General features: G+C 71.0%; 26 protein-coding genes and 1 tRNA gene. 4 read left to right on the top strand and 23 right to left on the bottom strand.

The genetic code is table 11. The annotated features are described in order from the left end of the window. Positions 1-533 precede the first annotated feature (533 nt). The 3 genes from H5399_RS16895 to thpR form a co-directional block, all read right to left on the bottom strand. Positions 534-881 carry a NifB/NifX family molybdenum-iron cluster-binding protein gene (locus H5399_RS16895; protein WP_182784784.1) on the bottom strand — a complete coding sequence of 116 codons (348 nt, stop codon included), beginning with the start codon at positions 879-881 and terminating at the stop codon, positions 534-536. A 96-nt stretch (positions 882-977) separates the two neighbouring features. After that, positions 978-1,059: transfer RNA gene (locus H5399_RS16890), tRNA-Leu, on the bottom strand. A gap of 21 nt (positions 1,060-1,080) precedes the next feature. Further along, a complete protein-coding gene (gene thpR, locus H5399_RS16885) occupies positions 1,081-1,650 on the bottom strand; it encodes an RNA 2',3'-cyclic phosphodiesterase (RefSeq protein ID WP_182784782.1) in 570 nt (189 codons plus the stop codon). A gap of 669 nt (positions 1,651-2,319) precedes the next feature. Here thpR and H5399_RS16880 point away from each other — a divergent pair. Next, positions 2,320-3,630, top strand: a complete 1,311-nt coding sequence (locus H5399_RS16880; RefSeq protein WP_182784780.1) for a DUF2254 domain-containing protein — start codon at positions 2,320-2,322, stop codon at positions 3,628-3,630. Between the two features lie 4 nt (positions 3,631-3,634). On the opposite strand, the gene H5399_RS16875 is transcribed toward H5399_RS16880, so the two are convergent. The 9 genes from H5399_RS16875 to clpS are packed head-to-tail and all read right to left on the bottom strand — an operon-like array spanning position 3,635 to position 10,168. Continuing rightward, on the bottom strand, positions 3,635-4,966 hold the full coding sequence (locus H5399_RS16875; protein ID WP_182784778.1) for a DNA polymerase IV: 1,332 nt from the start codon (positions 4,964-4,966) through the stop codon (positions 3,635-3,637). A 7-nt stretch (positions 4,967-4,973) separates the two neighbouring features. After that, the gene (locus H5399_RS16870) at positions 4,974-5,456 is read right to left on the bottom strand and encodes a dihydrofolate reductase (protein WP_182784776.1); all 483 of its coding nucleotides are present in this window, start codon (positions 5,454-5,456) and stop codon (positions 4,974-4,976) included. Beyond that, positions 5,453-6,310, bottom strand: coding sequence for a DUF1707 domain-containing protein (locus H5399_RS16865; RefSeq protein WP_182784774.1), 858 nt, complete (start codon positions 6,308-6,310; stop codon positions 5,453-5,455). The genes H5399_RS16870 and H5399_RS16865 overlap by 4 nt, the downstream gene beginning before the upstream one ends. An 18-nt stretch (positions 6,311-6,328) precedes the next feature. Then, positions 6,329-7,141, bottom strand: coding sequence for a thymidylate synthase (locus tag H5399_RS16860; RefSeq protein WP_182784772.1), 813 nt, complete (start codon positions 7,139-7,141; stop codon positions 6,329-6,331). Next, positions 7,138-7,746: an RdgB/HAM1 family non-canonical purine NTP pyrophosphatase gene (gene rdgB, locus H5399_RS16855; RefSeq protein ID WP_182784770.1), complete on the bottom strand. Its 609-nt coding sequence runs from the start codon at positions 7,744-7,746 to the stop codon at positions 7,138-7,140. The genes H5399_RS16860 and rdgB overlap by 4 nt, the downstream gene beginning before the upstream one ends. Then, positions 7,743-8,468, bottom strand: coding sequence for a ribonuclease PH (gene rph, locus H5399_RS16850; protein WP_182784768.1), 726 nt, complete (start codon positions 8,466-8,468; stop codon positions 7,743-7,745). The genes rdgB and rph overlap by 4 nt, the downstream gene beginning before the upstream one ends. 5 nt (positions 8,469-8,473) lie before the next feature. Further along, a complete protein-coding gene (gene murI / locus H5399_RS16845) occupies positions 8,474-9,298 on the bottom strand; it encodes a glutamate racemase (RefSeq protein ID WP_182784766.1) in 825 nt (274 codons plus the stop codon). Then, positions 9,291-9,878 carry a DUF2017 family protein gene (locus H5399_RS16840; protein WP_182784764.1) on the bottom strand — a complete coding sequence of 196 codons (588 nt, stop codon included), beginning with the start codon at positions 9,876-9,878 and terminating at the stop codon, positions 9,291-9,293. Before H5399_RS16840 ends, murI begins: the two co-directional genes overlap by 8 nt. Continuing rightward, positions 9,875-10,168, bottom strand: a complete 294-nt coding sequence (clpS, locus tag H5399_RS16835; RefSeq protein ID WP_182784762.1) for an ATP-dependent Clp protease adapter ClpS — start codon at positions 10,166-10,168, stop codon at positions 9,875-9,877. Before clpS ends, H5399_RS16840 begins: the two co-directional genes overlap by 4 nt. Before the next feature lie 23 nt (positions 10,169-10,191). Between clpS and H5399_RS16830 the strand changes: the two genes are divergently transcribed. After that, positions 10,192-11,544, top strand: coding sequence for a nicotinate phosphoribosyltransferase (locus H5399_RS16830; RefSeq protein WP_182784760.1), 1,353 nt, complete (start codon positions 10,192-10,194; stop codon positions 11,542-11,544). Between the two features lie 7 nt (positions 11,545-11,551). On the opposite strand, the gene malQ is transcribed toward H5399_RS16830, so the two are convergent. Genes malQ through H5399_RS16815 form a run of 3 tightly spaced genes read right to left on the bottom strand, consistent with a single transcriptional unit; the run spans position 11,552 to position 15,806 of the window. Then, the gene (gene malQ / locus H5399_RS16825; RefSeq protein WP_182784759.1) at positions 11,552-13,705 is read right to left on the bottom strand and encodes a 4-alpha-glucanotransferase; all 2,154 of its coding nucleotides are present in this window, start codon (positions 13,703-13,705) and stop codon (positions 11,552-11,554) included. An 11-nt stretch (positions 13,706-13,716) separates the two neighbouring features. After that, a complete protein-coding gene (locus tag H5399_RS16820; protein WP_182784757.1) occupies positions 13,717-14,445 on the bottom strand; it encodes an RDD family protein in 729 nt (242 codons plus the stop codon). Next, complete coding sequence (locus tag H5399_RS16815) at positions 14,442-15,806, bottom strand: MFS transporter (RefSeq protein WP_182784755.1); 1,365 nt, start codon at positions 15,804-15,806, stop codon at positions 14,442-14,444. The genes H5399_RS16820 and H5399_RS16815 overlap by 4 nt, the downstream gene beginning before the upstream one ends. Before the next feature lie 192 nt (positions 15,807-15,998). On the opposite strand from H5399_RS16815, the gene H5399_RS16810 reads away from it, so the two are divergent. Further along, complete coding sequence (locus H5399_RS16810; protein ID WP_182784753.1) at positions 15,999-16,241, top strand: DUF3039 domain-containing protein; 243 nt, start codon at positions 15,999-16,001, stop codon at positions 16,239-16,241. A gap of 7 nt (positions 16,242-16,248) precedes the next feature. Here H5399_RS16810 and ahcY read toward each other — a convergent pair whose 3' ends face one another. From ahcY to H5399_RS16780, 6 genes are read right to left on the bottom strand one after another with little or no spacing between them, the layout of a single operon-like run. Then, positions 16,249-17,595, bottom strand: a complete 1,347-nt coding sequence (ahcY, locus tag H5399_RS16805; RefSeq protein WP_370585821.1) for an adenosylhomocysteinase — start codon at positions 17,593-17,595, stop codon at positions 16,249-16,251. 60 nt (positions 17,596-17,655) lie between these two features. Beyond that, positions 17,656-18,102 (bottom strand): type II 3-dehydroquinate dehydratase, encoded by a 447-nt coding sequence (locus H5399_RS16800; RefSeq protein ID WP_182784749.1) that lies wholly within the window; start codon positions 18,100-18,102, stop codon positions 17,656-17,658. Between the two features lie 4 nt (positions 18,103-18,106). Continuing rightward, entirely contained in the window at positions 18,107-19,123 is a 1,017-nt protein-coding gene (locus H5399_RS16795; RefSeq protein ID WP_182784747.1) for an SIS domain-containing protein, read from the bottom strand. Beyond that, positions 19,120-19,311, bottom strand: a complete 192-nt coding sequence (locus tag H5399_RS16790) for a Trm112 family protein (RefSeq protein WP_182784745.1) — start codon at positions 19,309-19,311, stop codon at positions 19,120-19,122. Before H5399_RS16790 ends, H5399_RS16795 begins: the two co-directional genes overlap by 4 nt. 33 nt (positions 19,312-19,344) lie before the next feature. Beyond that, positions 19,345-20,694: a phosphomannomutase/phosphoglucomutase gene (gene manB / locus H5399_RS16785; RefSeq protein ID WP_370585820.1), complete on the bottom strand. Its 1,350-nt coding sequence runs from the start codon at positions 20,692-20,694 to the stop codon at positions 19,345-19,347. A gap of 32 nt (positions 20,695-20,726) precedes the next feature. Continuing rightward, positions 20,727-21,092, bottom strand: a complete 366-nt coding sequence (locus H5399_RS16780) for a DUF3499 domain-containing protein (RefSeq protein WP_182784743.1) — start codon at positions 21,090-21,092, stop codon at positions 20,727-20,729. 37 nt (positions 21,093-21,129) lie between these two features. On the opposite strand from H5399_RS16780, the gene H5399_RS16775 reads away from it, so the two are divergent. Beyond that, on the top strand, positions 21,130-21,567 hold the full coding sequence (locus H5399_RS16775; protein ID WP_182784741.1) for a metallopeptidase family protein: 438 nt from the start codon (positions 21,130-21,132) through the stop codon (positions 21,565-21,567). Positions 21,568-21,576: 9 nt separating this feature from the next. Here the strand turns inward: H5399_RS16775 and H5399_RS16770 are convergent, their stop codons facing one another. Continuing rightward, positions 21,577-22,833, bottom strand: coding sequence for a DUF5719 family protein (locus H5399_RS16770; protein WP_182784739.1), 1,257 nt, complete (start codon positions 22,831-22,833; stop codon positions 21,577-21,579). After that, on the bottom strand, positions 22,830-25,781 hold the full coding sequence (locus tag H5399_RS16765; RefSeq protein WP_182784738.1) for a glycosyltransferase family 2 protein: 2,952 nt from the start codon (positions 25,779-25,781) through the stop codon (positions 22,830-22,832). The genes H5399_RS16770 and H5399_RS16765 overlap by 4 nt, the downstream gene beginning before the upstream one ends.

Raw genomic sequence — 25,781 nt, 5'->3', positions numbered from 1 at the left:
CCTTCGAGACGGCCCGCGCCGCTCCGCGGGCGGCCCTCCTCAGGGAGCGGATGGGACCTCCCGCGCCGCGCAGCGACCGCGCAGAATGTCTCGAAGAATCGAAAACCCACACCCGAAAGCCAGGGTGGGGGACGGCAGGGCGGCACTGCGTAGCGGTGCCCAACCCGAGGATCGCCCAACCGGCATCCCGCTCAAGCAGGCCCGACCCCAACGCCGCCCTGCCGAGCCGCACCCGGGACCTGGCAACGCCACAAGCAGGGCGAGTGCGGGGAGACGGGAGACGACGCCCGGGCGGCCTCAACAACCCGACCACAAACCCTGGCCGTGACGACCTCAAGAACATGGACATCGGCCGCCCGGGCATCGACTCACGGCTCACCACACCCGACCACAAGACCCGCGTGAAGGTGGTAGTCACGACCCTTCGAGACGGCACCCGCGCCTTCGGCGGCGCGCCTCCTCAGGGAGCGATGGGGACAGGCCATGCTTCGCGGGCGGCCCTCCTCAGGGAGCGGTGGTGCGGGCGGCCCTCCTCAGGGGCCGGTGGTACTGGCGGCCTCCAGAGCCTTCAGGATGGAGACGCGGGCGTCGCCAGGAGTGGCCGAGAGGATGGGGATACCCATCGTGTTCATGACGCGCACCATCCCCTCCCCCATGTGATCCACCACGACGGCGCTGATCGACTGGTCCTTGAGGAAGCGCACGATGCGCGCGTGGTGCGAGCCGTGGGTGCCGGCGTCGTGGGACATATCCCAGGCCACCTCGTCGATCCGCCACGACGTGACCTCGCCATCGGTGACCTCCGCGACGCCGATCCAGTGCGCCTTGCCCCAGGACGGTGCGGAGTGGCCATCGGGGGTGACGGGTGTGGCGACGAACATGAGGTCCTCCAGTGAGACGAGCGGAGTGGAACCCGCCCACTATCGCACTGGGCGGAGACGAGGCTGAAGGCGGGTGGGATCATCGCACCTGCGCGGTACCGAAGACGGGACTTGAACCCGCACGCCCGAGGGCACAGGAACCTAAATCCTGCGTGTCTACCAATTCCACCACTTCGGCTCGCCCTGTCGGGGGCGCCGTTCAGTCTAGGGGACCCGTCGGCTTCCCGCCCAGCGGGAACCTCTCCGCGACCACATAGCGCGCGCCCGGGTGCGACTCCACCAGGCACAACTCGTCGGCCACCCAACGCCAGCTGGGAAAGGAGTCGAACACTTCGAGCCAACGCACGGCGAGCAGCCCGCGGTTGTGCCGGGCCAGGGTCAGGTGTCCGACGAACCGGGCGCCGTCCGCCGCGACCCCAGCCCTGCTGGCGGCGGCCCGGCAGCTCGCCGACAGCGACGCCAACCGGTCGTCCGGGGTGGCCGCCGCGAGGCCGAGCACCCGGGACCTGGCCGGATCGGGGAAAGCGATGCCGCCGACGAGCTCCACGTCGAACGGCCGCGTCCGGGCCGCCAGCTCCGCCAGGTTCTCCTCCAGCCGCCCGAGGTTCTCCTCCGGCACCTCGCCCATGAAGGAGGTGGTGATGTGCCACCCCTCGGGGCGGGTCCAGCGCAGCGACGGTTCGGCGTCGCGTCTGGGCTCGAGCAGGGTGTCCAACTGGCGGATGACACCGGCCGGCGGCAGGACTGCGGTGAACATGCGCGCTCCCATGGTTGACACCCTAGCGGGAGGCCTCAACTGTTGGTCATCTCCGTCGGCCCACCGGGGGTAGGGAGCTGAAGGAACGGCCAGGCTCGGTCCCTGAAGGTCCCGCGTCGCGAAGCGACCGGAGGACGTCTCGGAGGGTCGAGAACCCGCACCTGAGAGCAAGGGTGAGGGACGGCAGGGCGGCGCCGCGTCGCGGTGCCCAACCCGAGGATCACCCAACCGGCATCCCGCCCAAGGAGACCCAACCGAAACGCCGCCCTGCCGGGACGCACCCGAACAAGACAACGCCACAAGCAGGACGAGTGTGGGGAGACGGGAGTCGATGCCCGGGCGGCCTCAACAACCCGACCACCTACCCGGCTGGCCGGAACATCGAGACCATGGACAACGGCCGCCCGGGCATCGGCTCGCGGCTCACCGCACCCGACGACGAGAACTGCGTGAAGGTGGTAGTCACAACCCTTCGAGACAGGCCACGCCGCTACGCGGGCGACCCTCCTCAGGGAGCGAAGGGCCAGGCCACGCCGCTCCGCGGACGGCCCTCCTCACGGAACGGGAGGAGACAGGCCACGCCGCTACGCGGGCGGCCCTCCTCAGGGAGCGAAGGGCCGGGCCACGCCGCCAGAACCTGAACCCCCGACGATGAGCGGCGACGACCACTAGCCTGCCGATATGGGCAGACTCCGCAGTTGGCTATCTGACGTTCCGCAACGGTTCTGGTTCATCCCCGCGCTGTTCATCACCGCCGCGATCGCAGCGTCGCAACTCCTGGTAGCGGCCGATCGCGCGCAACTGCCCCTCCCGGGCGTGGTGGAGAGCTTCCTGTTCGACACCGGCGTCGACGGGGCAAGGGCCCTGCTCTCGGCCGTCGCGTCGTTCCTGGGCGTCGCGGGCACCGCCTTCTCCATCACCATCTCGGTGATCAGCACCACCTCCACCACGTACGGGCCGCGTCTGGTGCGCAACTTCATGCGGGACCGCAACAACCAGATCGTCCTGGGGGTGCTGGTGGCCACGTTCGTCTACACGCTCATGGTGTTGCGCACCATCCGCTCCGAGGGCGACGACGGGTCCGCCTTCGTGCCGCACATCGCCGTCAACGGGGCCATCGCCCTGGGCGTGGTGGACGTCTTCCTGTTCGTCTGGTTCATCAACCACATCGCGGGATCGGTCCAGGTCGACGCCCTCGTCAAGGGTGCCCGCGACGACTTCCGCCGCGCGGTCAGGGACAACTGGCTCGATCCCGACGACAAGCACGTCGACCACTTCGATCCGCCCCGTGAGGGCGGCGGCGTCGCGACGCTCGGCCGGTCCGGCTACCTCACCAGAATCGACATCCGCGACCTCGCCGAGGACATCACCCAGACCGCCACCTCTGTGCGGCTGCTCAAGCGGGTCGGGGACCAGGTGATGGAGGACGAGCCCTTGGCCCTCGTGTGGCCGGCGGAGGCCGTCGACGTGGCGCAGCACAGGATCCGCGACCACGTGCACGTCGGCCCCTCCCGGACGACGGAGCAGGACGTGCGCTTCGCGGAGCAACAGGTGGTGGAGCTCGCCGTCCGGGCGCTCTCCCCCGGCACCAACGACCCCTACACAGCGGTCAACGCCGTGGAGGAGGTGGCCGCCGGGGTGCTGACCGCCGTCTCCCGGCCGGACACCGGCACCATCCTCGTCGATGACGACGGGGCCCCGCGCCTGTATCTGAGGCCCGTGCGCGCCGCGGAGATCGTCGACATGCCCTTCGAGCACCTTCGCCCCTACGCGCTGAACGCCCGCATCGTGCTGGAATCGTTGGTGGACCTCGCCGCCAGGATCCGCGTGGCGGCGGTGGACCCCGAGCTGGCCGCCCGTGCTGACCGCCACGTCGATCTGCTGGTGCAGGAGGCCGACGGTGAACTCACCGCCCCGGATCTGGCCACCCTCAGGCAGTATGTGGCCACGAGCCGGGCAGACTCGGTCACACAGCCTCCGGCCCGGCCCTGACCTGTCACCCGTCGTCTTCGACCACGGCTCGCGGGAGCGCGTAGATCCCCGCAGGGCTGAGGCCCGGGTCGTCGACGGGCAGCGTCCGGATCGGCCCCGGACCCGTGGTGCGCGTCTCGAACCGCACCGTGACCCTCCCCAGGCCGGACCCCCACACCCAGCCGCGACCGTGCTCGTCATGGACCACATCCGCCCCGGGATGGAACCCGCGGCCGCGCACCCCGCTGAGCCCCACGTCGTCGCCGAGGCTCACCTCTGTGACCGTCGATGCCGTCTCCTCGTCACCGAAGAGCCGTTCCTGTGCTGAGGTGGCGAAGTTGCTCACCCCGATCCCCAGCAGGCGCACGCCCTCCCGCACGTCCACCTCTCCGAGCAGTTCCAGCCCGGCGACGGTGATGACGTCGACGGCGTCGGTGGCACCTCCCAGGCTTCGGGCCACGGTGCGGGTGGTGAAGTCCGGGAACCGCACCTTGACGGTGACGGTGCGCGCGAAGTAGCCGGCGCGGCTGAGCCTGCCCGCGACGGCGGCGGCATCGCGGCGCAGGATCGCCTCCAGCTGGGCTCGGTCGGTGAGGTCGGTGGCGAAGGTGTCCTCCGTCGAGATGGACTTCGGGTCACGTTGGGGCTGCACCGCGCGGGTGTCGCGGCCCCAGGCGAGCGCGGCCAGGCCTTCACCGGCGGCCTGACCCAGCTCACGGATCAGTTCGGCACTGTCCGCGGCCCGCAGGTCCACGACGGTGTGCACGCCGATGGCCGACAGTCTCTGTTCGGTGGCCGGACCTACCCCGGGGATGGATCGCACCGGCAGCTGGGACAGGAAATCGAGTTCCTCGGCGGGGTCCATGATGCGGGCACCGTCTGGCTTGGCCGCCTCCGAGGCGAGCTTGGCCAGGAACTTCGACGACGCCACACCCACGGAGGCCGTCAGCCCCTCGGTGCGGGCGGTGAGCTCGGCCCGCAGCGCGGCCACGCGCTGGGGCATCTCCTCGTCGGCCCAGCCCGAGGGCCCGAGGTCCACGAACGCCTCGTCGAGGCTCAGCGGCTCCACCACGGGCGACACCTCACGCAGGAGCGCCATCACGATCCGCGAGGACTCCCTGTACGCCGCGAACCGGCCGCCGAGGAAGGCGGCGTTGGGCGCACGGCGGCGCGCCTCGGCCCCGGACATCGCGGAGCGCACCCCGAACCGGCGGGCCTCGTAGGAGGCCGTGGCCACCACCCCCCGCGGCCCCGCCCCGCCCACGACGACGGCCTTGCCGCGCAGGCTGGGCTTGTCGCGTTGCTCGACGGCGGCGAAGAAGGCGTCCAGGTCAAGGTGCAGGATACGGCGCGCCATCGGCCGATCAGCCGACGGCCGACGGGGTAGGCACGTACTTTGAGAAGTGGAAGCCATCCCGCACCTCGCGGGAGATCTCCGTCCACTCGCGCGGCGAGATGATCGGGAACCGGGCCTCCCCGTCGGGTTGCTGGTTGACGTGGGTGATGTCGAGTTCGGTGAGGTAGGGCCACGCCGCCTCGTAGATCTGCGCCCCGCCTCCGATGAAGCACACCCGCTCCGGGGTCTCGGCGGCGAGGTCCAGGGCCTCGGTGATGGAGTGCGCCACCTCGACGCCGTCGTCGCTCCAGTCGGGATCACGGGTGACGACGATGATCCGACGGTTGGGCAGCAGCCCGATCTGCTCGTGGGTGCGGCGCCCGAAGATGAGCGTGTTGCCGGTGGTGACCTTCTTGAAGCGGCGGAAGTCCTCGGGGATGTGCCACAGCATGTCCTCGCCGGAGCCGATCACCCAGTTGTCCGCCACGGCCGCGATCGCGACGATCCTCATCGCGGCCCCATCGGCTGATAGTCGACCGTCCCGCCGTCGGCGTCGATCTGGATCGATCCGGACGCCGGACCGTCGGTGGCCGTGACGCGCACCGTCGGGTCGCCTGTCTCCGTCCACACCAACAGCACCTCGGATACGGCACCGGTGAGGTGGGCCCCGGCCAGGTCCAGCGCCTCCTGGACTAGCCAGTCGACGAGGTTCAGGTCCGCGAGGCTGACCGGCGCGGCGGCCGTCGATTCGCTCATCTCGATGGGCCCCATGCCTAGCCGCGAGAAGGTGGTGAGCTCGCCGGGCGCGCGGGCCTGAGATCCCACACCGGCGATCTCGTTCGCCGTGATGCGCAACTCGAGGAGGGAGTCCAAGCCGTGTTCACGCAGCAGCGCCGAGGTCTCGCCCCATCCCTCGAGGTACATGGGGTCCAGGTCGAGGGCTCCCCCGGCCCACTCGGGCTCCGGCATCATCGGGTCCATGACCCCCGAGCCGGACTCGCTCGTCCGCATACCGGAAAAGCTGATCACACCCAAAGCCCCCACCCCGACGATGGCTGCCGCGACGCCGAGCACAACCCGGCGTCCTACTCCACTCGACGACGGGCCGCGGTACACCTCCGGAAGGGGCTGAAACGCCTGCGGCGGCCCAGGTTGGGGGCGCGGATAGGTTGGCGTCACGGGCACGATGTTGGGCTCCGGCAGGCCCTGGAACTGGGCCATGGCGTCGCGGTGCGTCACCGCCGCGAGCACGGCGTCGCTGCGAGTCTGGAACTCAGCCTCGTCCAGCCGACCGTCGGCGTAGGCCGTCGACAGCAGGTCGAGATACCTGTCCCGCTCCTGGAAGGACGGCCGCAGTTCGCTCATGACGGATAGGGTAGCCGCCTACACGGCGATGGGCGCCTTGATGGCGGGGTGCGGGTGATAGCCCACCACCTCGATGTCTGCCAGCGTGAACGCGTCCAGCTCGGTCACCTCGGGGTTGAGCCGCAGCTTCGGCAGCGGCCGCGGCTCCCGGGTCAGCTGCTCGGCCACCTGGTCCACGTGGTTGGAGTAGATGTGAGCGTCGCCCAGGGTGTGCACGAACTCCCCCACGCGCAGCCCGGTCACCTGGGCGACGAGGTGCGTGAGCAGGGCGTACGAGGCGATGTTGAACGGCACGCCGAGGAAGATGTCCGCCGAGCGCTGGTACAGCTGGCAGCTGAGCCGCGCGGGGCCGCCGTCGTCCGCGGGCGCCACGTAGAACTGGAACATCATGTGGCACGGCGGCAGGGCCATCGACTCCACGTCCGCCACATTCCACGCCGAGACGATGTGACGGCGGGAGTCCGGCTTGGACTTGAGGGACTCGACGACGGCCGCCAACTGGTCGATGTGGCCACCCTCCGGCGTGGGCCAGGAACGCCACTGGTAGCCGTAGATGGGGCCCAGGTTGCCGTCGGCGTCGGCCCATTCGTCCCAGATGGTGATGTTGTTCTCGTGCAGCCAGGCCAGGTTCGTGTCGCCGCGGAGGAACCAGAGCAGCTCGCCGAACACCGACCGTGTGTGCACCTTCTTGGTGGTGAGCAGCGGGAAGCCGTCTGCCAGATCGAAGCGCATCTGGTAGCCGAACACGGACCGGGTGCCGGTGCCGGTGCGGTCCGGCTTGTCCACGCCGGTGTCGGTGACGTGGCGCAGGAGGTCCAGGTACTGCTTCACGCGAGACCCTTGAGGTAGTCGACGAATCCGCGCACGGCGATGCCGCGGTGGCTGATGGAGTCCTTCTCCTCGGCGCTGAGCTCGGCGGAGCTGACGTCCAGACCTGCCGGGATGAACAGCGGATCGTAGCCGAAGCCGTGCTCCCCCTCGGGCGCCTCAGCGATCCGGCCCGGCATGGTGCCGTGCCAGATCCTCCGCTCCCCCGCGGGCGAGACCATGGCCAGCGCGCAGACGAACCGCGCCGTGCGTCGCTCCGTGGGCACCCCGTCGAGCTGGGCCAGCAGGAGCTGGTTGTTGTCCTCGTCGTCGCAGGCCGGGCCCGCCCATCGCGCGGAGCGGACACCGGGCATGCCGTTGAGCTCGTCCACCTCGAGGCCGGAATCGTCGGCGACGGCCATCAGGCCCGTCTCGCGCGCGGCCGCCGCGGCCTTGAGGAACGCGTTGCCCTCGAAGGTGCGTTCGGTCTCGGCGGGCTCAGGGTAGCGGCCGACGTCGCCGAGGCCGAGCACCTCGACGCCCACCCCCTCGGACACCAGGATGCGCCGCAGCTCCGCCAGCTTCTTCGGGTTGTTGGTGGCCAGCACCAGCCGCTCGGGGAGCCTCACGCCAAGGCCTCCCGCTGCAGCCGGGTGAGTTCCTCGCAGCCGGCCGTGCCCAGGTCCAGCAGGGTGCCCAGCTCCTCGCGGCTGAACGGAGTGCCCTCGGCGGTGCCCTGCACCTCGATGAAGGCCCCCGACCCGGTCATCACGATGTTCATGTCCGTGCCGGCCGCCGAATCCTCCTCGTAGGCGAGATCCAGCAGGGCCACACCGTCGGCGTCGAAGCCCACCGACACGGCCGCCACCGAATCCGTGAGCGGCTCCCCCTTCAGCGCTCCGAGGGCGCGCAGGTGCTCGACGGCGTCGGCCAGGGCCACATAGGCCCCGGTGATGGCGGCGGTGCGGGTGCCCCCGTCGGCCTGCAGCACGTCACAGTCCAGCACGATCGTGTTCTCGCCGAGCGCCTTGTAGTCCACCACGGCCCGCAGCGAGCGTCCGATGAGGCGGGAGATTTCATGGGTGCGCCCGCCGAGGCGCCCCTTGACGGATTCGCGGTCCGAGCGGGTGTGCGTGGCACGCGGCAACATGGCGTACTCGGCCGTGACCCAGCCCAGTCCGGAGCCCTTGCGCCAGCGTGGGACGCCGACGGTGACGGAGGCCGCGACGAGCACACGGGTGCGGCCGAACTCCACCAGCACAGATCCCTCGGCGTGATCGAGCCAGCTGCGGGTGATGCGCACCTCGCGGAGCTGATCGGGGGCGCGTCCATCTGCACGGCGAAAGGTCATGGCGCCTAACTTACCGTGGCGGCGGCGATGCTCACCTGCTCGACATTGGTGACGAAACTGCCCAGTAGACGCCGCCCGATGCCGTGGAAGTCCGTGGCGTCTCCGGTGGTGAGGAAGCGGCGCGTGGCCTCACGGGGCTGGTGCCGCAACAGGCCGGCCTGGGTGAGGTGGGAGTAGGTGGACTGCGCGCAGGCTTCGGCCGACGACACCAGCGTCACGCCGTTGCCGAGCACATAGCTGATCACCCCGCTCAGCAGCGGGTAGTGGGTGCAGCCGAGGATCAGCGTGTCGACGTGGGCCTTGGCCACGGGCTCGAGATACTCGCGTGCCACGTCCAGGAGCTCGTCGCCGCCGGTGATGCCCGCCTCGACGAACTCGACGAACCTCGGGCAGGCCTGGGCGGTCAGCGTGATGTGGGGCGCGATGGCGAACGCGTCGTCGTAGGAGCGGGAGTTCACCGTCGACTCGGTGGCCACCACGCCCACCCTGCCGTTGCGGGTGGCCGCGACAGCCCGGCTGGCGGCGGGCAGCACCACCTCGGTGATGGGCACGTCGTAGCGCTCTCGCGCGTCCCGCAGCACCGCCGAGGAAGCGGAGTTGCAGGCGATCACCAGTGCCTTCACGCCCTGGGCGGCGAGGAAGTCCAGGCCCTCCAGCGCGAAGGCCCGCACCTCGGCGATAGAGCGCGGCCCGTAGGGGGCCCGCGCCGTGTCGCCGAGGTAGATGAAGTCCTCGTTGGGCAGCTGTTCGACGAGCGATCGCATCACCGTGAGGCCGCCGAAGCCCGAGTCGAAGACGCCGATGGGCCGCTCGATGAGTTGACTAGTCATCGTCCACCTCGAAGTCCATCGGGTCCAGGCTGACGCCCAGCCGCAGGCATGTGGTGCGCGATTCCATCAGGTCGTCCAGGAGGAATCCCAGCCACTCGATGAGGTCGTGCAGGCCACCGGACTCGACGGCGGCGTCGTCCGGCTCCGCCAGACGCTCCGGGCCGGCCAGCTCGGTGTACCAGAAGAGGCGCAGCGCGCCGAGCACCTTCGCCCAGTCGTCGACGCGGCCCAACGCCACGGGCACATGGCCTTCCCAACCCTGGAGGTCCTGGGCGACGGCGCGGGCGGCGGCCACCCGGGCGCGGGCCTGGCTGTGGATCGAGTCGCGCCAGAAGTCGTCGGCGCCCTTGGCGTCCGGCAGCGCCGGCGGGAACAGGCGCACCAGCCGCGGATTGCCCAGCATCCGGTTGGTGGGGTCATCGGAGAGGTCCGACACGATCTGCTCGAACGGGTCGTCGCTCTCGGTGGGCAGCAACGTGACAACCTGGGCGACGTACAGCTCGATCATCGAGCGAAGGCCGTCGGCCCGGCCGTCGTTGCCGTCGAACGCCCAGACGATGTCGTCGGGTTCCAGTGTCATGACTGCTCCATCGAGGCCCACAGGTTGTAGCCCTGCATCGCCAGCACGTCCCGCTCCATGGATTCGCGGTTGCCTGTGGAGACCACCGCCTTCCCCTCGTTGTGCACCTGCAGCATGAGCTTCTCCGCCTTGTCCAGCGGATACTTGAAGTACTCCTGGAACACGTAGGTGACGTAGCTCATCAGGTTCACGGGGTCATCCCACACGATGGTGACCCACTGGCCCACCGTCAACGGGGTCTCCGCGGGCGCCTCGAGGATCTCGACTCCGCCATCGCCTGCACTGCTCATGGCCCCAGGATAGGGTGCCGTTCATGACCACCGCGCTGCTCACCGATCACTACGAGCTCACCATGGTGCAGGCCGCGATGAACGCCGGCACCGCCGATCGGCGCAGCCTCTTCGACCTGTTCACCCGCAGGCTCCCGGAGGGCCGCCGCTACGGTGTGGCGGCAGGGCTGGGCCGCGCCGTCGAGGCCATCGAGCGGTTCCGGTTCGACGAGGCGGAGCTGAGCTGGCTCCTTGATCGCGGCATCATTCAGGACAACCTGGCCGAGTGGCTGGCCAACTACCGGTTCACCGGCGACATCTGGGGCTATCCGGAGGGCGAGGTCTACTTCCCCGGCTCGCCCGTGCTCTCCGTCGAGGGCACCTTCGCGGAGGCGTGCCTGCTGGAGACGGTACTGCTGGCGATCTACAACCACGATTCGGCGATCGCCGCGGCCGCCTCGCGCATGACGTCGATGGCCGGCACCAGGCCGTGCGCCGAGATGGGGTCCCGTCGCACGCAGGAGTGGTCCGCCGTCGCCGCGGCCCGCGCCGCCTATGTGGCGGGCTTCGCCTCCACCTCGAACCTCGAGGCCGGCCGCAGTTACGGCGTCCCCACGATCGGGACCGCGGCCCACTCGTTCACGCTCCTGCACGACACGGAGGAGGACGCGTTCCGGGCGCAGCTCGCCACCCTGGGGGACTCCACCACGCTGCTGGTGGACACCTACGACATCGACGCCGCGATCCGGCTCGGCGTGGAGCTCACCGAGGGCCGACTGGGGGCAATCCGGCTGGACTCCGGGGATCTGGCCATCGTCGCCCGGCAGGCCCGCGACCTTCTCGACGATCTCGGCGCCACGAAGACGAAGATCATGGTGACCTCGGACCTGGACGAGTGGCAGATCGCGGCCCTCCAGGGTGCGCCCGTCGACGGGTACGGCGTGGGCACCGCGCTGGTCACCGGCTCCGGGCACCCCACCTGCGGCTTCGTGTACAAGCTGGTCGCCAGGGCCGACTCGGACGCGCCGGACGCCCACATGACCCCGGTGGCGAAGAAGTCGAAGGGCAAGAACACGCTCGGCGGCCGCAAGTTCGCGATGCGCCGCCGCGGCGCCGACGGCAGGGCCGAGACCGAGGTCATCGGCCTGGGAACGCCCCCGGGCAACGACGGCAACGACCGCGACCTGCTCGTCCCGGTGATCAAGGACGGCGAGGTGGTCTACCGGGCCACGCTCGACGACGCCCGACGCAGGCACGCCGACTCCCTCGCGGAGCTCCCCGTGGGGGCGCTGCGGATCTCGAAGGGCGAGCCCGCCCTGGAGACCCTGATCCTCGATGAGACCGGGGACGAGACGACCAACCCGTACCAGGCCGCCCCGGTGGTGCACAACATCTGAGCCGACGTCAGCGATCCCAGCGCGACTCCGGCTGCTCGTCGAGGCCGTTCATCACCGCGGCCAGCCGGCGCGGCAGCGGCGCCTTGAAGATGTCCTCCAACGAGATCCGCTTGCCCCGCATGTCCGCCAGGGGGACCCGCCAGTTGGGATACTCGTCCACGGTGCCGGGCTGGTTCTGCGTCTGCCGCTCCCCCACGGCGTCGGTGAGCCCGGCGAGCAGCACCTTCGACGGCGTCCGGAGCAGAAACTTGTGCAGGGCCAACATCACCTCCGCCGGGTCCTCCGTCTGGTCGTGGGCCAGCACCCCCTCCTCGACCAGCTTCGCCAGCCATCCCGCCTGCTCGCGCTGCGCGTTCGCCAGTTCCTCCCCGAGCGGCTCCGTCAGCAGCCCGAGGCGATCGCGCAGACGGACGTGATCTCCGGCCAGATAGCCGAGAGTCGGCGGAAGGTCGTGCGTGGTGACCGACGCCATGCAGTACTCGCGCCACCACTGCGCATCCAAGGGCTCGCCCTGGTGTCCGGCCTCGAACCACAGCACCGAGGTGCCGAGAATGCCACGGCGGGCAAGGTAGTCGCGGACCCACGGCTCGACGGTGCCGAGGTCTTCGCCGACGATGAGCGCCTGGGCGCGCTGCGCCTCCAGCGCGAGGATCCCGACCAGCGCCTCATGGTTGTTGCGCACGTAGGTGCCCTTGGTGGGGCCGAGCCCCATCGGCACCCACCACAGGCGGAACAGCCCGATGATGTGGTCGATCCGCACCCCGCCGACGCGCCGCAGCGCGGCTGAGACCATCGCCCGGAACGGCGCGTACGCAAGCTCCTCCAGCTTGTCCGGGCGCCACGGGGGCTGGCCCCAGTCCTGGCCCGACTGGTTGTACTGGTCCGGCGGCGCGCCAACGCTCATCCCGGCGGCGAAGACGTCGGGCATCATCCACGTCTCGGCGCCCTGGCGGTGCACGCCGACGGCGAGGTCGGTGACGATGCCCACCGGCATGTTCACCTCAGCGGCCACGGTCTGAGCCGCCGACACCTGGGTCTGGGCGATCCACTGCAGCCACTCGAAGAAGTCCACCTCGGCCGCGTTGGCCTCGGCGTAGGCCGCGACCTCAGGCGACGAGGGCCGCTGCAGTTCCTCGGGCCACTCGGTCCACAGCTGCCCGTGGCTCACCGACAGGCAGGACCACAGGGCGAAGTTGCGCAGGCCGATGCCTTCGCGGCGACGGAAGTCCTCATACGCGATGCGGCGCGCGGAGCGCATGCCGGCCTCGTGGATGAGCCGCAGCGCCTCGATCTTCAACGGCCAGATGGCGTCACGGTCCACGAAACCGGAGGTCTCCGCTGCGGACTGGGCCTGCCTGCGCAGGGCCTTGATCCGCGTGCGGACGGACCGCTTGAGGGTGGCGTACTCCTCGATGGCCTCCGGGCGGATGTAGATCGGGTTGATGAAGCGGCGGCTGGCCGGCAGATACGGCGAGGGCTCCATGGGCGGCACCGGCTGGGCCGCGTGCAGCGGGTTGATCAGGACGTAGCCGGCGAACTGTTTGGTGCCGGACCACGTGATGAGGTCCGCGAGATCAGCCAGGTCGCCGATTCCCCACGACTGTCGCGAGGTCACCGAGTACAGCTGCGTGCCGTAGCCCCAGATGCGCTGGCCGCGCATGGCGGCCGGGAACCCGACGAACGAGGGCGTGACGATGAGTGCGCCCGTGTGCACGCCGGTGACGGTCTGCGCCACCACGTGGTGATACCCCGTGGGCAGATCCTCCCCCAACCAGAAGCTGGCCTCCCCGATCGCCGACCCGTCCACCCACCGGTCCGGGGCGAAGTTCTCCGACTGCCACGCCGGCCGCGTCTCGCCGGATTCCAGGCGCACGTGAACCCGCACGTCGGTGCCGGCGGGGACGTGGATCGCCACGTGCACGCCACGCCCCTCCTCCACGACGGTGCAGGCGGGGACGGTGCGCAACCAGCGCTCGTCCTCGAGCCTGGTCAGTGCTGCCCCTGCCGACTCCGGCGTGCCTGCCTCCACGTCGAAGGCGGCGAGCACGGACACGATGGTTTCGGCCGGAATGGGCACGTGGCGGCCCTTCCAGTCCCAGAACTCCTGGGCGATGCCGAAGCGCTCTGCCAACTGGGTCAGGCCGGGGTGGAGGTCATTCATGATGAGGGCCCTTAGCGGATCTTGAGGACGTGTGTTCTGGCGATCATGTCACCGAGCGTCTGCTTCTCGCGCGTGAACGCGGCGAAAAGTCCGTTGATCACCCAGATCACCTCGTAGAGGACGGCGCTGACGATCCCACGGACCGCCGCCGTGCCCCAGTCCAGCTTGGAGTCCGCGGGGGCGCCCGCCTTGACCACCCGTAGCCCCAGCGCCAACTGGCCGACGGTGGCGCTGAGTGTGCCGTACAGGACCGTCCGGTACGCAGCCATCAGGGCGGCCCCCAGGATGGCGCTGTAGAGCATCGCTGTCCAGAAGTCGTCGCCGGGGAGCGGCAGATCGCCGACGGGGTTCTCCGCGAACACGGTGAGGTCCCGCTGCCAGCGCAGGAGCGCCACCTCGAGCGCAGCGTTGAGGCCGAGGGCGCCCGCGACGATCTGGGTGAGGATGCCCAGGAGGATGGAGTCGATGATGAAACCGAGCACGCGCCACCCGAAGCCCGCGTAGGGACGCTCCTGCTGGTAGCGCGTGTCCCCCATTGGCGTGCCGTAGCCCGGTTGTGCGCCGTAGCCCGGTTGCGCGCCGTAGGACTGCTGCGGGTGGGGCTGCGGATGCGATGGCGGCGGACTGTGCGGGTCCCGCGTGGCCTGGGACCAGGCGATACCGTCCCAGAAGCGCTCGCCTCCGGAGCCGGCCGGGTCTGGGTACCATCCTGCGGGCGGCTGCTGGGGGGTGTAGGTCATGGGTCCAAGGATGCCACGAGCAACTCGTTGCGGATGCGCCCGATCCGCCTGCTGACGACGATGGCAGCCACCGATGCGACGCTGAGGACCAGCAGCGGCACCGAGTAGGCCAGCTTCGGCGGCTCGACCATCAGCAGCGCGGTGTAGAGGCCACCGGCCAGCGCGGTGATCACCGCGTTGCCCACGGACTCGGCCACCTGCATCGAGGACTGGTTGCGGCCCTGCTGGAAGGCCGACGACAGACTCATCACGGCCACCGCCGAGCTGGGCATGGTCAGGCCCATGCCGAGACCGCCCACGATCCAGGCGCCCAGCCCCACCCATAGCGGGAGGGCCGGCCACCAGGCGAAGGCGGTGATCGCCGCGATGCCCACCGTCGAGCAGGCCGCACCCCAGGTGACGTAGGAGTCGCGGTGCAGGCGCACCCACGCCTGGGACTGCAGCCAGGAGCCGAGGGTCCATCCGATGCTGCCGACGGTGAGCGCCAACCCCACCTCGAACGGGGTGAGCCCGCGCAACTGCTGGAGGGTGACCAGCAGGATGGTCTCGGCGGCGAAGAAGGATCCGGCCTGGATGGCCCGGGCGAGCACCACGCTGGGGATTCCCGGCCCCACGCCGAGGGTCCCGGGCGCGAGGATCCTCGGAAGACCCCACACCAGCGCCGCAACGCCCAGCACGGCTGAGGCCGCGCTCAGCCAGCCGAGGTCCTGCCCGGCCAGCAGGATGAACGAGGGCCCCAGCGTGACCGCCACCGTGGGCCACACTGCGATGGGCGCGACGGCGTCCTCTCCCGCGCGGAACCGCGCCTGGACGCTGCGCAGGCCCGGTCCGGTCATGAGGAACGCGACCACCACCAGCGGAAGCATGGTGGCGAACACCAGGCGCCAGTCGTACTGCGTCAGCCACGCCGCGAACGGGGGGCCGATGAAGGCCGGCAGCAGCCAGCAGAACGAGACCAGGGCCATCACGCGGGGCCGGTCGCGGGGCTCGAACCCATGCGCCACGGTCACCGACAACGTGAGGTTGAGTGCCCCCGCCCCGAGGCCCTGCACCACGCGGGCCGCCAGCACCACCCACACCGTCGGCGCGAGCCAGCCGAGGATCAGGCCGACGGCGAAGAGGGCGAACCCCGCGTACATCGGCAACGCCGGACCGCGCGTGTCGGCCACCCGGCCACTGACGATGGTGGCCAGCAGCATGCCCGAGATCATGGTGGTGAACGCCCACGGGTACAGGTGGGCGGAGTTGAACGACTCCATGATGGTGGGGATCGCGGTGGCCAGCCCGATGGACTGGAAGGCCACCGAGAAGACCGACAGCATGATGCCGACGATGAGCATGCGTTGTCCAGACCCGGTCATCGCCCACCTCCGCCGACTAGTGTCCTGCGCCAGAAGTTCGTTGATGGGTGGCGGTGTCCCAGGGGATGGATCGCAAGGCCGACGAGCGAAGTAGCACTTGGTCGTTCGTCGAGTGAGGAGAACGCGGCGAGGCGCCGCTGGGGGGCCGTCAATCGCAGCGAGCTTCTGGCGCAGGACACTAGCATAGGGGGCATGACTGAGCTCGCCCCCGGATCACAGACCGTCACTCAGGAGCGCACTGAGCTGTTCGAGGACGGCGACCAGGACCGCTTCTCGCACTACGTGCCCAAGGAGAAGCTGGTGGCCGCCATGGTCAACGGCACCCCCGTCGTGGCGCTCTGCGGCAAGGTGTGGGTGCCGACGAAGAACCCCGAGAAGTTCCCCGTCTGCCCGGAGTGCAAGGAGATCTGGCAGTCCATGAACCCCGGCGAGTGAGCCTGCCTCAGTAGCGGTAGCTGTCCGGCTTGAACGGGCCGTACGGGTCCACCCCGAGGTAGCCGGCCTGCTTGTCGGTGAGCGTGGACAGCTCCACCCCGAGGGCGGCCAGGTGGAGCCGGGCCACCTCCTCGTCGAGGTGCTTCGGCAGCGTGTACACACCCACGGGGTACTCGTCGGTCTTGGTGAACAGCTCGATCTGGGCGAGCACCTGGTTGGTGAACGAGTTGCTCATCACGAACGACGGGTGGCCGGTGGCGTTGCCGAGATTCAGCAGCCGGCCCTCGCTCAGGACAAGGACCGAGTGCCCGTCCGCGAAGCGCCACTCGTGCACCTGCGGCTTGATCTCGATCTTCTCCACATCCGTGCGCGACTCCAGACCAGCCATGTCGATCTCGTTGTCGAAGTGGCCGATGTTGCCGACGATGGCCTGGTGCTTCATCCTGGCCATGTCGTCGGCGGTGATGACGTCGCAGCAGCCGGTGGCGGTGATGAAGATGTCCGCCCGCTCCACCACGGAGTCGAGCGCAGCCACCTGGTAGCCGTCCATCGCGGCCTGGAGGGCGCAGATGGGATCGACCTCAGTGACGATGACGCGGGCGCCCTGGCCGCGCAGCGACTCGGCGCAGCCCTTGCCCACGTCTCCGTAGCCGAACACCACGGCCACCTTGCCGCCGATCAGGACGTCGGTGGCCCTGTTGATGCCGTCGATGAGGGAGTGCCGGCAGCCGTACTTGTTGTCGAACTTGGACTTGGTGACCGAGTCGTTGACGTTGATGGCCGGGAACAGCAGCGTGCCCTCTCGGAACATCTCGTAGAGGCGGTGGACGCCGGTGGTGGTCTCCTCGGTGACGCCCTTGACGGAGTCCGCGAGCGCCTGCCAGTCCACGACGCCCTGCGCCTGGCGCAGCGTGTCCAGGACGACGCGCCACTCCTGGGGGTCGCCGTCGGCGGCCTCGGGGACTGCGCCGGAGCGCTGGGCCGCGACGCCCTCATGCACCAGCAGCGTGGCGTCCCCGCCGTCGTCGAGGATCATGTTGGGCTGACCGCCGTCCGGCCACTGCAGGATCTGGCGGGTGCACCACCAGTACTCCTCCAGCGTCTCTCCCTTCCAGGCGAAGACGGGAATCCCTGCGGCGGCGATGGCTGCAGCCGCGTGGTCCTGCGTGGAGAAGATGTTGCACGACGCCCACCGCACCTCGGCGCCCAGCGCCACGAGGGTCTCGATGAGGACCGCCGTCTGGATGGTCATGTGCAGGGATCCGGCGATCCTGGCACCGGCCAACGGCCGGCTGGTGCCGTAGCGTTCCCGCATGGCCATCAGGCCGGGCATCTCGTGCTCGGCGAGGGTCATCTCCCTGCGGCCGAAGTCGGCAAGGGACAGGTCAGCTACGCGAAAATCCACGCCGCCACTCTACCCGGCCGACGGGGCCTCCCCCGACGCGGCGATGTGGGCCAGTGCGAGGTCGTAGCCACCCACCCCGCAGCCGATGATGATGCCCTGGGCCTTGGCCGAGAGCACGCTGTGCTGGCGGAACTCCTCGCGGCCGTGGACGTTGGAGATGTGGACCTCGACGTAGCTGGGCACCAGGGCGGCCGCGTCTGCCACCGCGTAGGAGTAGTGGGTCCAGGCCCCCGCGTTGAGCACGACGGGGGCACCGGCGTCGGCAGCCTCGTGCAACCACGCGATCATCTCGCCCTCATGGTCCGTCTGGCGCACCTCTACGTTCAGCCCCATGCCGCGCCCAGACTCGACGAGGTGGGCTGCCAGTTGAGCGTGGGTGGTGGCGCCGTAGACCTCCGGCTGCCGGGTGCCGAGCCGGCCGAGGTTGGGACCATTGAGGACGAAGACCGTGCGCATGGCGTTAGTCTGCCAGCCCGATCTCAAGGTAGGCGGCGCCGTAGAGCCCGCGCTGCAGGAGGGTGACGTAGCGCTCCACGTCGCTGAGGGCCAGGTCCGCGTCGCCGGAGGACAGTCGTGCCACCCGGGCTCCGACGGACTCGGCGCGGGCCGCCAGCCGTTCGGCCACGTCGCTGAGGCGATCGGTCAGCTTGTCGTCGTCGAGCAGGACCAGGCACGGCTGGGCCTCGGCGTCGCCCTCGAGGGGATCCGCGAACGGGTCCTTCGGCTTGACCGCGCGCAGCAGGGTGTCGAGCTCGGAGGCGTCTGCTGCCAGGGCGGGCCTGCCGGAGGCGCGGCGGACGGCCTCGGCGATCCTGCGCGAGGCCCGGCCTGCCAGCACCGTGCCGCCCCAGATCAGCGGCAGTGTGTCCGCCAGGTTCAGCGCCATCTCCTTCCCCGGATTCACCGACAGGTCCCGGCCGGGAGCGCACGCCTCCGCCACCAGGTCCGCGGCATCTGCCACGTGGCCGGTATGCACGGCGGGCCCGAGCCCGAGATCCCCAAGCAGCGACAACACCCCCACCGCGGCGGCCAGGGAATCAGGCTCCAAGGTGGGGATGAGCGTGGTGGCAGAGGAGGAGGTCAGCTGCGCCAGGCGCGAATCCATCGGTGCCGCGACGATCATCATCGAGCCGCGGCGCATGGCCTCCGCGGCGCACTGCAGCACCCATTCGGGGGTGTCGTGATCGCCCAGCACGACGGTGAGGTCCAACGGCCCCACCCACGCGGGGAGCCCTGGGCCGGGCCACGCCATGAACGGCACCGGGCAGGCCACCTCCAGCACGGCGCGCACCAGGCGGGCCTCCGTGCCGAGCGCCAGAATGCCGCGGGGCCTGTCCGCCCGCTCCAGATGGCCGACCGGTTCCGACAGGGCCGCGCGCCGGATCCTCGCCCCGGCCGACGCCAGCCGACGGAGACCCTCATGCGCCTCGAGGCCCGGGTCCTCCAACCTCGAGTCGTCGAAGAACTGCCCGTTCACAGCGTGCTGCGGGCCTGGTCGATCAGGAGCACGGGGATGTTGTCCCGTACGGGGTAGGCCAGGCCGCACGCCTGGTTGGTGCACACCAGCTCGTGCGCGTCGTAGTCCACGGCGAACTTCGCGTGGCACGCGGGGCACGCCGCCACCGCCATGAACTCGGGCGAGAGTTCCATCGTGTTGTCTGCCATCGTCCTTGACCTCCCTTGGTTCTCGGTTCGAATCTACCCGGCCCGGACGAGCCCGAGCACCTCGTCGCGCAGGGCGAGCATCGTGGCCTCGTCGCGGGCCTCCACGTTGAGTCTGAGCAGGGGCTCGGTGTTGCTGGACCGCAGGTTGATCCACCACCCGGCCTCAGGGTTGCGGACGCTGAGGCCGTCCATCCGGTCCGCCACGCCCCGGCCCTCGAAGGCGGCCGCTACGCGAGCCGTGCACGCGCCGGCGTCGGTGACAGTGGAGTTGAGCTCGCCGGAGCGGTGGTAGCCGTCGAAGACCGCCGCCAGCGCGGACAAGGGGCGATCCGCCTGCCTGACCAGCTCGATCAGGTGGAGAGCGGCCAGCATTCCGGTGTCCGCGGACCAGAAGTCACGGAAGTAGTAGTGGGCGGAGTGTTCGCCGCCGAACACCGCCCCGGTCTCGGCCATCAGCGCCTTCACGTAGGTGTGGCCGACCATCGACTGCTCCACCCGCCCGCCGTGGCGGGCCACGGCCTCGCCGACGCACCAGGACGTGATGGTGTTGGTGACGATCGTGGAGCCGGGATGCTTGGCCAGCTCCGCCACCGCGATCATGGCGGTGACCACCGACGGGTCCACCACGCCTCCGAGCTCGTCGATGATGAAGCAGCGGTCCGCGTCTCCGTCGAACACCAGGCCCAGGTCCGCGCCGTGTTCGAGGACGGCGCGCTGCGCGTCCACCAGGTTCTCCGGCTCCAGCGGGTTGGCGGGATGGTTGGGGAAGGTGCCGTCGAGCTCCAGGTAGAGACCCACCACGTCCAGCCCGCGTCCCGCCAGCGCGGTGAGCGCGGTGTGTCCGGCCATGCCGTTTCCTGCGTCCACGACGACGGTCAGCTCGCGATCCCCCGTCGGCGGGACCAGATCCCCCAGCTTGTCCGCGTAGGGCTCGAGGGCGTCAAGCTCGCGGTAGCCGCCCGTGGGCTCGGGGCCGAGGACAGCGGTGGCGGCGACGTCCCGAAGGCGGGCCATGAAGTCCGCCGGCACCGGCCGCGCGTCCGCCAGGCAGAACTTGATGCCGTTGTAGGTGCTGGGGTTGTGGCTGGCGGTGAACTGGACGCCAGGGAGGCGCAACCAGCCGGAGGCGAACCACAGCTCGTCGGTGGAGCTGAGACCGATGTCCACCACCGAGGCCCCGGCACGCCGGGCGCCGTCGGCGAAGGCGAGCGAGAGCTCGCGGCCCAGGGTGCGCATGTCGCGGCCCAGCACGAACTCGTCAGGGCCGAGCAGCTCGACGAACGCGGCGCCGAGCGCCCGGGCGCCGTCGACGTCCCACTCGGGAGCATGGCCGACGACGATGCCACGGATGTCGTTGGCCTTGAAGATCTGCGGGGCTAGCACGCGGGCCAGCCTATCTCCTGGAGCGGTGCGGCTCAGTCGATCGTCGGCACGAGGCGCAGGTGCCCGCCGCGACCACCTGGCGGCAGCTCCGGGGCTGCAGGGAGGGGTGCCGGGACCGGGTCGTCGTGACGCAGCCCGATGGCGCGCACGGCATCGGCCAGGGCCATGAGATCGTCCGACGGGACGTCCGGGGCGGGCCCGCGACCGTCGAGCGGGAGCCGGATGACCTCCCAGCCCTTGGGGACGCTGGTGCGCTCGGCGTGGACGGCGCACAGATCGTAGGAGCCGGGCTCCGCGGCCAACGCGAGCGGCCCCAACACGGCCGTGGAGTCGGCGTAGACGTAGGTCAGCGTGGCGAGGGCGGGGGCCACGCACGCGGTCCTGGAACATCTGCGCACGGGCTGACGCTACCCGACCACGGGCTAGGGTGGCGGCATGCCACGCAGACGAGACCGGCACGGGCGCGGGATTCGCGGCCCCCTGGCCACCCCCAATCAGTGGACCGGCACAGCCGTGCCGTTGAGCCGGCCCTCCCGCGTGGACTTCTTCAACGACTGCGTCACCTCCGCCATGGCCGCCATCGCGGCGGTGGCCCCGGACGCGCTGAACGGCATCGTCGTGGGCGTGGAGGAGGTGCCGCACCTGAATGTGGCCTGGTCCGGTGACCGCGTGCCGCTCTCGGCCGCCCTGGAGTCCAGCCGGGGCCGGAGGGCGCAGATCGTGATCTTCGAGCGTCCGCTGGAGCATCGGTCATCCTCGCGCAGCCAGCTGCGTCGACTGGTGCACCGCACCATCGTCGAGCAGCTGTCGACGCTGACGGGTCGCAGCATCGACGAGCTGGTGGGCGGCGCCTCCTGGGACGACGAGGACTGAGCAGCTCGGTCAGCGCAGCGCGGGGCGCAGCTCTGCAGGCAGGGTCTGCACCTCTGCGACCGCGGCTGGGCCGACGGGAACCACCACGGTGCCCTCCGGTGTCACCGACACGGCAGCGGCGAGCACCTCGGCGCCCGAGGTGACGGAGACCACCACTGGCCCGCCCTCCGGGACCGGCACCGTGACGCTCTGGCCTGGCCCGATGCTGACCTGCTGGTTGGTGGTCTCCCCCCCGACGGGGGTGAGGCCGACGTCCGCGGTGAGTGTGTCCGATCGGCCGGGGTTGCTCAGCAGCAGGGTCCCCGCCCCGGGGACCAACCCTGTCAGGTCCGTGCCTGGCGCCTCAGCCACGACGGTGGCTCGGGCGCCCGTCGCTCCGGTGACGAGCGCCGCCCCCACCGCGACCGTCGACGTGACCCGCACAGCCGTCGGCTCCCCTGCCAGGGGTGCCGTGAGGTCGATCGAGATGGTGCTCATGGCCGGGATGGAGAGCGAATCGGCCACCGCGGGCACGTACGGCCCTGCCGGCCCCATGCCCTCGATGGACACCTCCGTGCGGTTCTCCGTGGGGTTGCTCACCAGGAGCCGCGACGAGGTGGCGCCCCCCGGGGCGCCGGTGAGCAGGTGCTCGGTGGCCACCGTGGTGGGCGGCGCGAACTGCGTGGGGCGGCCCTCCACCGCAGCGGCGATGAGCGCCACGCGGCCCTGACTGGTACTGAACGCGACGCCGACCGGCCCGGCCGGCGCCAGCACCGACAAGGCGACCCTCCTGCTGACGCCTGGCGCCAGGGCGATCCCCCGGGCCCCCACTGCGGTCACCTCGCCGTCGGGGCCGAGGAGGGTGAGATCCACCGCGGCCGCGCCGGGGTCCGTGTTGACCAGGATGAGCTCCGTGGCGGCGGGGTCCGCGACGAGCACCATCCCGGCGGTCGCCGGGGTGCCGCACGGCGCGAAGGCGCGCTGCGGCTCCTCGACGAGGACGCCCGCCGCAATCGTGTCCTCAGCACGGAGGCCCACCGACCCTGTCACAGGCTCGGCCACCGGTGCGGTGACGGCGCGCTCGGCGCCGTCGAGCCCCGTGACGCTGAGCTCACCGGAGCCACTGACGAGGACTTGACCTGCCGGGATGCAGGTCAACGCCGTGCTTCGGGGAAGCTCGATCACCTCGGCGACCGGCTTCCGGAGCGGGCTGATCAGCGCCAACCCGACAGCCACGGCCACCACCAGCATGAGGGCCGCCAACGACACTCCCAGTCTGCGGATCATTCCTGCCCCCTCCGCGCCACGGTGGCCGCACCCAGCGTGGGGGCCGCCAGGACGGCCAGGACCGCCGCGACGGCGAGCTGGACGGCGAAGCGCCACGGATGCGGCCGCGGCTGCACGGCCACCTCACCCGCCGACTGGCCCAGGTCGAAGGTCAGGCGGTCCGCGCCGTCGATCCGCTGGAGAGGCCGTCCGTCGAGGGTGGCCTGCCAGTCCGCGTCCGGTGGCTCGGCTACCACCAGTCTGCGCCCGGCGGCACCCTCCTCCACGCGGCCCTGCACCAACGGCTCGGCGGTCTCGCCGTCGACGACCTGAGACCTGGAGACGAGGCCGAGCACGGTCCAGACCACCGTCTCGGCGTCCGCCGCTGCGCTGGTCATTCCCGCCGCGTTGTCCAGGGCAGCCCTCAGCTCGGGGTCGAAGCCCCGCAGCCAGACGTGCGAGGTCCCCAGCGCGGTCAGCTGCTGGGCCACGTCGTCTGGCACCGCCCCGGTGGAGAAGGCCTGGACCAGGGCGCGGAACTCGGCGGAGAAATCCCCAGCCGGATTGCGTTCGCCGGTGCCCCACTGGGGTTGGCGGGCGTCAACGACATTCCACGCGAGGGCACCGTCGTCGGTGAGTTCGATCATGAGGGCGCGGGTGTCGCGGGGGGAGTCCAGCACGTCACGCACGTAGCCGGGAAGCGCCGAGGCCGTGTCGTCCACGGGCCCGTTGAAGCCCACCACAGCCCACACCCCGGCGGCCAGCAGGCCGCTCACGCCCAGCGCCACGGCCGAGCGGGTCAGGGCCGTGCCCGCCAGCGCGGCCGCCACCACGGGCGCGAGCAGGGCGGCCACCACGAGCAGCGCCCACGGCGACAGGAGGACCCGGGCGGTGCCGCCATCGACGGTGACCACCAGCCGCGACAGCAGAGTCCCGATCACCAGCGGGGCGGCGATCCCGGCGATCGCCCACCGCCAGGCCGTGCCGGAGAGCCGCGCCAGGGCCACGACGGCGACGAGGGCCAGCACGGCGAAGAAGGTCACGTTGGCCCACAGCGGCAGCCCCGAGGGGAGGATGCGGCCCACCACCAGTGCGAAGGACGCCGGCGGGAAGTCCGGCCACGCATTCGGATCCACCCCGGTGAAGAGGCGGCCGGGGTGCGCGAGGAGATGCCCCAGCCAGGGGGCGAAAAACACCCAGGCCGGCAGGACGCCGACGGCGACGTCCGCCACGCGGGAGCGGTCGCGCACGGCCCAGCCGACGGCGGCGAGGGTGGCCAGCACCAGCAGCACCGGCCACACGAGCGAGGCGATGACCAGCCAGAAGGCGGCGCCCGCCGGCGCCCGGAGCCGCTCCGCCCCGGCGGCCTCGTTGCGGACGACGGCGTGCACCGCCCTGGCCAGCAACGGCCCGACGACGGCCAGCACCATGCCGCTGACGTCGCCGGCGGTGACGAGGCCCAGCAGGATGGTGGCACCGGCCCACGCCGCCGAGACGGCCGCCCCGACCGCGGGCGTCACGCCGAGCCGGCGCAGCAGCGCCAGCGCGGACAGCCCCGCCAGCAGCGGGGTGGCGAGCAGGGCCAGGAAAGCGAACCAACCCGGGCTGCCCAGACCGGCCAGCGAGGCGACCGCCGCGACACCCATCCAGGGCGCCTCACCGCTCAGGTACGCCTCCCACACCGCGCCGATCGACCCCGGGGCCGGCAGCAGACCGCCCCCGGAGACCGCGCCGAGGCCGAGCAGGGTACGGCCGGCCGCGACCGCCGCGACGGCGAGCAGGACCAGCAGCGCGGTCACCGGAGAGATCACCCGGCGGCGCACCGGCCCTCCGGCGAAGTCGTCGCCGGTCAGGTCGTCGAGGGTGGTGTCGGCCTCCCGCAGATCCCGGAACCTCTCCGAGACCCCGGCGCCCAGCTTGTCGACGGCGTGGCGCAGCGGCCAGAAGCGGTTGGGGAGCAGGTCGTCGGGGGTGAGGTCCTCCTCCGGCAGCCGGGCCGCCAGCGCGGCCGTGACCTCGCCGCTGCCCAGGTAGCGGCGTATCGCCGCCAGCTCGGCGCCTGCGTGTCCTGGGGATTTGGCCAGGAGGAAGCCCAGCGCCCGCAGCGTCGAGCCCACCGCGACACCCGCGCGGGAGGCGCCCCGCGCCCCGGCCACCCGGAGCGCCGCCAGCCGGTCGTCCTCGTGCGGGTGCAGGTCCGAGGGACGCTCTCCGGTGCGGCCGGCGCGACGGTGCACCAGCGCGGCGGCGGGCCAGGTCAGCACGCGGTAGCCGACGGCGTTGGCGCGCCACCCCAGGTCCACGCCGTCGCGGTGACGGGCCACCTCGGGAGCCAGTCCGCCGATCTCGCGCCACACCTCGCCCCTGACCAGCATGCCGGCGGTGGACCCGCCCAGGACCTCGCGAGGCTCGGTCTGCTGCTGGTCCACGTCGCCCTCCTCCACCAGCGGCACGCGCTGCCCCCCGGGGGTGATGGCCTGCCCCACCTCCGAGAGGGTGTCGGGGTAGTTGCGCCGCTTGGGCTCGAGGAGCTTCGGCACCACCACGTCGGCCTGACGGGCGCCGTCGAGGAGGTGGGCGAGGGTGTCGGGGTGGGGGGATGAGTCGTCGTGCAGCAGCCAGATCCACTCAGGCTCGGACTCCGCGAGCGCCAGGCTCACCGCCTCGCCGAAGCTGCTGCCCGCGTCTGCGTCCACCAGTTCATCCAGGACGCCCTCGGCGACCGCGCGCAGCACCAGGTCTCTCGAGTCGTCGACCGATCCGGTGTCCACCGCGACAATCCGGCCAGGCCGGGGATCCAGGCCTGCCAGGGCGAGCAGTTGGCGCGGCAGCCACTCGGCGGCGTCGTGCACCACCATGACGGCGGTCACCGCAGCGGGTTCGATGAGTGGGGTCTCCCCGGCCGGATCCTCGGAATCGATCCAGGACCAGAGATCCTCGAGGCGTCCGTGCTGCGGTTCGTCGGTCAC

The organism is Tessaracoccus sp. MC1627 (genome assembly GCF_014164725.1).
Classification (GTDB): domain Bacteria; phylum Actinomycetota; class Actinomycetes; order Propionibacteriales; family Propionibacteriaceae; genus Arachnia.
The sequence above is the reverse complement of the archived record's forward strand: the minus strand, read 5'-3'. Positions and strand labels throughout refer to the sequence as shown.

Bases quoted from the DNA above. Each gene is read 5' to 3' on its own strand.
- malQ (WP_182784759.1), bottom strand. From the start codon at position 13,705: ATGAATGACCTCCACCCCGGCCTGACCCAGTTGGCAGAGCGCTTCGGC.
- H5399_RS16815 (WP_182784755.1), bottom strand. From the start codon at position 15,806: ATGACCGGGTCTGGACAACGCATGCTCATCGTCGGCATCATGCTGTCG.
- H5399_RS16880 (WP_182784780.1), top strand. From the start codon at position 2,320: ATGGGCAGACTCCGCAGTTGGCTATCTGACGTTCCGCAACGGTTCTGG.
- H5399_RS16790 (WP_182784745.1), bottom strand. From the start codon at position 19,311: ATGGCAGACAACACGATGGAACTCTCGCCCGAGTTCATGGCGGTGGCG.
- murI (WP_182784766.1), bottom strand. From the start codon at position 9,298: ATGACTAGTCAACTCATCGAGCGGCCCATCGGCGTCTTCGACTCGGGC.
- ahcY (WP_370585821.1), bottom strand. From the start codon at position 17,595: ATGACCCTCGCCGAGCACGAGATGCCCGGCCTGATGGCCATGCGGGAA.
- rph (WP_182784768.1), bottom strand. From the start codon at position 8,468: ATGACCTTTCGCCGTGCAGATGGACGCGCCCCCGATCAGCTCCGCGAG.
- clpS (WP_182784762.1), bottom strand. From the start codon at position 10,168: ATGAGCAGTGCAGGCGATGGCGGAGTCGAGATCCTCGAGGCGCCCGCG.
- H5399_RS16875 (WP_182784778.1), bottom strand. From the start codon at position 4,966: ATGGCGCGCCGTATCCTGCACCTTGACCTGGACGCCTTCTTCGCCGCC.
- H5399_RS16810 (WP_182784753.1), top strand. From the start codon at position 15,999: ATGACTGAGCTCGCCCCCGGATCACAGACCGTCACTCAGGAGCGCACT.
- H5399_RS16820 (WP_182784757.1), bottom strand. From the start codon at position 14,445: ATGACCTACACCCCCCAGCAGCCGCCCGCAGGATGGTACCCAGACCCG.
- H5399_RS16800 (WP_182784749.1), bottom strand. From the start codon at position 18,102: ATGCGCACGGTCTTCGTCCTCAATGGTCCCAACCTCGGCCGGCTCGGC.
- H5399_RS16895 (WP_182784784.1), bottom strand. From the start codon at position 881: ATGTTCGTCGCCACACCCGTCACCCCCGATGGCCACTCCGCACCGTCC.
- H5399_RS16770 (WP_182784739.1), bottom strand. From the start codon at position 22,833: ATGATCCGCAGACTGGGAGTGTCGTTGGCGGCCCTCATGCTGGTGGTG.
- thpR (WP_182784782.1), bottom strand. From the start codon at position 1,650: ATGGGAGCGCGCATGTTCACCGCAGTCCTGCCGCCGGCCGGTGTCATC.
- H5399_RS16830 (WP_182784760.1), top strand. From the start codon at position 10,192: ATGACCACCGCGCTGCTCACCGATCACTACGAGCTCACCATGGTGCAG.
- H5399_RS16870 (WP_182784776.1), bottom strand. From the start codon at position 5,456: ATGAGGATCGTCGCGATCGCGGCCGTGGCGGACAACTGGGTGATCGGC.
- H5399_RS16865 (WP_182784774.1), bottom strand. From the start codon at position 6,310: ATGAGCGAACTGCGGCCGTCCTTCCAGGAGCGGGACAGGTATCTCGAC.
- H5399_RS16775 (WP_182784741.1), top strand. From the start codon at position 21,130: ATGCCACGCAGACGAGACCGGCACGGGCGCGGGATTCGCGGCCCCCTG.
- H5399_RS16840 (WP_182784764.1), bottom strand. From the start codon at position 9,878: ATGACACTGGAACCCGACGACATCGTCTGGGCGTTCGACGGCAACGAC.